Origin of the sequence: Mesorhizobium sp. M7A.F.Ca.CA.004.04.2.1, from assembly GCF_004022825.1 — a bacterium.
GTDB lineage: Bacteria > Pseudomonadota > Alphaproteobacteria > Rhizobiales > Rhizobiaceae > Mesorhizobium.
The window spans coordinates 1-2,618 of the sequence record NZ_RZPH01000870.1 but is presented as its reverse complement, the minus strand read 5'-3'; the positions used below and the strand labels follow the sequence as shown (position 1 = coordinate 2,618).

Genomic DNA, 2,618 nt, shown 5'->3' with positions numbered 1-2,618 from the left:
GCCTGGAGGTCCTTCGGCTGCGCGATGCAAGCCAAAGCCATGCCATTCCATCCGAGACCGCGCTTTCGATCGCCAACTTCCTGAGGGGACTGGCGCGCGAACTGCTTTTCCGCGCCCCCGGCGATCCACAGACCTCGACCGTCGCCGTCGCCCGGCAGTACGCAGCGAACATCGCCGAGCGAAACGGCACCGGCGAATTGCTGCAAATCGCAGCATCGCTGCGCATCATCGCCGCGGCGATGGAGGATTTCCCGGACTTTTTCGCGAGGGATAAAGGCTAAGCCGCCGCTATCGCCAGTGCGTGGCCGCGTGCGTTTTCGCGCAGCGCGTCGAGATGGATCGACTTGACCAGCGTGGCAAGATCGCCTTCCGCGGACTGCCCGCCCACCTCCTTGAGCATCAGCCAGCTGACCTCTTGCACACCGGCGACGCGCTTGCCGTTGGCGACCTCGCGCCAGATCTTCAGCGCGCGCAGGATGATGGCATGGGTGACTGCGGCGAGGCCGGCGCTGCGGAACAACGCCTGCAACGCCACGTCGTGCCCGCCGGCCAGCAGCGCCCTCACCCGTTGTTCGGACTGCTGGCTGAGCGCGACCAGCGCCGAGCCGAAGAAATCGACCTTGCCATGCGCGATGGTGCGGATCAGAAAGCTCGCGGTAAGGTCGCCGCGCAGCCTGAGATGCTCGATCAGGGCCGCATGTTCTTCCTGGCGCGTGCCTTCTATCAGCGTCACCGAAGCCTTGACGCAGGCGTCGCGCATGACGCGGTCGGCTCGCGCCGCGCCCATCAATGCCATCACCAGTGGCGACGTTTTCAACATTTCGCCCAGCTTGACGAGCAGCATATGCCGACAGTCGGCCGGCAGCCTGATATCCGATATCAGCGCCTCGCGCACCAAGGGCAGATGGCCGTGGCGTTCGGCCATGCGGCGGAAGCTGAGCGAGGCGATGTCGGCGCCGCTGTTGGCGAGCAGCACGGCGCAGGCGTCCGCCTCGCCGATCTCGGCGATGGCCGCCGACAGCGCCATCGAGACGAGTGGCCGGTCGGCGATCAATTTCTGTGTCGCCTTCGGACTTGAAGCCACGCGGTTGATCAGGTCGGCGTCGGTGAGCAGCGGCGAGCGGGCCAGCACCACGCCGGCGACTTCCGGCTGGTCGGAGGCCAGCACGCTGATGATCTGCATTGGCGCGTGGTGGCTCATCGACAGCGCCTCGGCCATCGCCAGCCGCACCTTCGACGAGGCATCGTCGAGCAATAGCGTCAGCGCCGCCTCGGCGGCGCAACGGTCCTCGAAAGGCAATTCGGAATTGATATAGGCCCGGGCCAGAGCGCTCGCCGCCGCGGCACGCTCCGACACCCTGGCCGTGTAGATCCATTTCAGAAAATGCGAAACAACAACCATGCCCGCCTGCTTACGCCCCTTGTCAGAAGCTTCTGACCCCACTGACGACCGTAGGCAGAATTGGTTTACGAACCGTTCACCATGTTCATTAACTGGCTTGCGAGGCTGATTTGCAGCGCCTATCACCGTCAAGCACGTGAGGAGAAAGAAATGGCCGGGCTTTATCTCGAAGAGTTCGTTGTCGGCCATGTCTTCCAGCACACGCTGCGCAAGACCGTTACCGAAAGCGACAACATGCTGTTTTCGGTAATGACGCTGAACCCGCAGCCGCTGCATATCGACTTCGATTTCGCCGCCAGGAGCGAATGGGGCAAGCCGCTGGTCAACTCGCTGTTCACGCTCGGCTTGATGATCGGCATTTCGGTCAATGACATCACAGTCGGCACTACGGTCGCCAATCTCGGCATGAAGGAGACCGTGTTTCCGCATCCGGTCTTCCATGGCGACACCATCCGGGTCGAGACGACAGTCATCTCGGTGCGCGAATCCAGGTCGAAACCCGATCGCGGCATCGTCGAATTCGAGCATCGCGCCTACAACCAGCATGGCGATCTCGTCGCCAAATGCACCAGGCAAGCGATGATGCTGAAGAAGGCGATCTGACGCATGCGTTCGCTGCTGTTCGTCCCTGGCGATTCCCAGAGGAAACTGGAAAAAAGTTTTGGTGCCGGCGCCGACGTGATCATCGTCGACCTCGAAGATTCCGTGGCGCCGCACAACAAGGCGCTGGCGCGCGAGGTGGCGGCGCGCTTCATCCTGGAACGCAGGGCGCAAACCAGTTCAGCCATCTATGTCAGGGTCAACGACCTCACGACCGGGTTGACGGATGACGATCTGGCGGCGTTGGTGCCGGCACGACCCGACGGCATCATGCTGCCCAAGTCGAACAGCGGCCAGGATGTGCAGCATCTGTCGGCAAAGCTCAGGGTGCGCGAGGCCGAAAATGGCTTGGCCGACGGCGCGATCAAGATCCTGCCGATCATCACCGAAACGCCGGCAGGCGTGCTGGCGGCGGCGACCTATGCCGGGACAAGTGCGCGGCTTGCCGGCCTCACCTGGGGCGCTGAAGACCTGTCGGCGGCGATCGGCGCGCGCAGCGTCCGCGACGAGCATGGCCGCTACACGGACGTGTTCCGCCACGCTCGCACAATGACCATACTTGCCGCCGGTGCGGCGGAGGTCGCGGCGATCGACACCGTCTTCCCGAATTTTCGCG

General features: G+C 63.6%; 3 protein-coding genes and 1 pseudogene. 3 read left to right on the top strand and 1 reads right to left on the bottom strand.

Features of this window, described 5'->3' with window-relative positions:
• A pseudogene (locus EN893_RS28425) lies at positions 1-281 on the top strand (FUSC family protein); the annotation flags it as partial.
• On the opposite strand, the gene EN893_RS28420 reads toward EN893_RS28425, so the two are convergent.
• The gene (locus tag EN893_RS28420) at positions 278-1,402 is read right to left on the bottom strand and encodes a DUF2336 domain-containing protein (RefSeq protein ID WP_127270718.1); all 1,125 of its coding nucleotides are present in this window, start codon (positions 1,400-1,402) and stop codon (positions 278-280) included. The pseudogene EN893_RS28425 and the gene EN893_RS28420 sit on opposite strands and share 4 nt — an antisense overlap.
• Before the next feature lie 150 nt (positions 1,403-1,552).
• Here EN893_RS28420 and EN893_RS28415 point away from each other — a divergent pair, with 150 nt between their 5' ends.
• Together EN893_RS28415 and EN893_RS28410 are read left to right on the top strand one after the other, a co-directional pair.
• Positions 1,553-2,005, top strand: coding sequence for a MaoC family dehydratase (locus tag EN893_RS28415; protein WP_127271750.1), 453 nt, complete (start codon positions 1,553-1,555; stop codon positions 2,003-2,005).
• A 3-nt stretch (positions 2,006-2,008) separates the two neighbouring features.
• Positions 2,009-2,618 (top strand): CoA ester lyase (locus EN893_RS28410; protein WP_164901184.1); only part of this gene is annotated, 610 nt, incomplete at its 3' end.

Excerpts from the sequence above, each read along its gene's own strand:
- EN893_RS28415 (WP_127271750.1), top strand. The coding sequence starts at position 1,553 with ATGGCCGGGCTTTATCTCGAAGAGTTCGTTGTCGGCCATGTCTTCCAG.
- EN893_RS28420 (WP_127270718.1), bottom strand. The coding sequence starts at position 1,402 with ATGGTTGTTGTTTCGCATTTTCTGAAATGGATCTACACGGCCAGGGTG.